Source organism: Thalassospira mesophila (assembly GCF_002115755.1).
GTDB lineage: Bacteria > Pseudomonadota > Alphaproteobacteria > Rhodospirillales > Thalassospiraceae > Thalassospira > Thalassospira mesophila.
This window is the reverse complement of record NZ_JFKA01000040.1, coordinates 1-1,271: the sequence shown is the minus strand read 5'-3', so window position 1 is coordinate 1,271 and position 1,271 is coordinate 1. Positions and strand designations below refer to the sequence as shown.

Genomic DNA, 1,271 nt, shown 5'->3' with positions numbered 1-1,271 from the left:
ACGCATCGTTATGCCCAAGGTGCTGCCGAAACTGAGGTGGAGTACTGGCTTCAGGACAAGTCGGGGCGTTACCTGCTTACGGACCCGATGGCAGCCGGTGTATAGGCGGCATGATCTTCATACAGGCTTTGGTACGGAACGTGAGAACCTTGTTCCAGATGCGAAGGAAAATGACAAATGGCCAACACCATGAGGAAGAATACCGATGCTGGAACGAGGGGCGGAGCCTCCCGTAGTAGCGATGAAGCCTCTGTAATGGAGGTGGAGCGAAGGGGCGGCGTTATCCGGCCGACGAGCGTTGCCAACCTCCGGGGATGAGTGGCGTGAGCTCGGCGAAACCTTATGACATAGCGAAACGCACGGTATGGGACGCCTACCAGCAGGTCAGGGCCAACCGCGGTGCTGCCGGCATCGACGATGAAACCATCGCCGATTTCGAGCGGGATCTGTCTAAGAATCTCTACAAGCTGTGGAATCGGATGTCGTCGGGGTCGTACTTCCCGCCTCCGGTCAAGCAAGTAGAAATTCCCAAGGCATCGGGAGGCACGCGCAAGCTGGGAGTGCCCACGGTTGGTGATCGTGTCGCGCAAACCGTGGTCAAGCTTCTCATCGAGCCGGAGCTGGACTCGATCTTCCACTCGGACTCCTATGGGTACCGGCCGGGACGATCAGCGAAGCAGGCGGTGGCGATCACGCGTGAGCGCTGCTGGCGATACGACTGGGTGGTGGAGTTTGATATCAAGGCAGCCTTCGATCAGATCAATCATGGGTTGCTGATGAAGGCGGTGCGCCTGCACATCAAGGAGGACTGGATACTTCTGTACATCGAGCGGTGGCTGGTTGCGCCGTTCGAAACGGATCACGGTATGCGCGTCCGACGCGAACGCGGCACCCCGCAAGGTGGAGTGATCAGTCCCCTCCTGATGAATCTGTTCATGCACTATGCCTTCGACACCTGGATGCAACGTACCAGCCCCAACTGCCCGTTTGCCCGCTACGCCGATGATGCGGTGGTGCACTGCCGCAGTCGAAAGCAAGCGGAGTACGTGATGCGCTCCATTGCTTCACGGCTGGCTGCCTGTGGCTTGACGATGCACCCCGAGAAATCGAAGGTCGTGTACTGCAAGGACAGTAACCGTCGCGCAGGTTATCCGCATGTGAGCTTTACCTTCCTCGGCTTCACCTTTAGGCCGAGGAAGGCGCTCAGCAAACAAGACCAGCTCTTCACGAGCTTCCTTCCGGGAGCGAGTGCGGATGCCTTAAAGCGGATG

1 protein-coding gene is annotated in these 1,271 nt (G+C 58.5%); it reads left to right on the top strand.

The window, feature by feature from the left end; all coding sequences use genetic code 11:
* Positions 1-323 precede the first annotated feature (323 nt).
* Positions 324-1,271, top strand: a 948-nt coding sequence (gene ltrA, locus TMES_RS21905) for a group II intron reverse transcriptase/maturase (RefSeq protein ID WP_211275996.1), incomplete at its 3' end; no start/stop codon positions are given.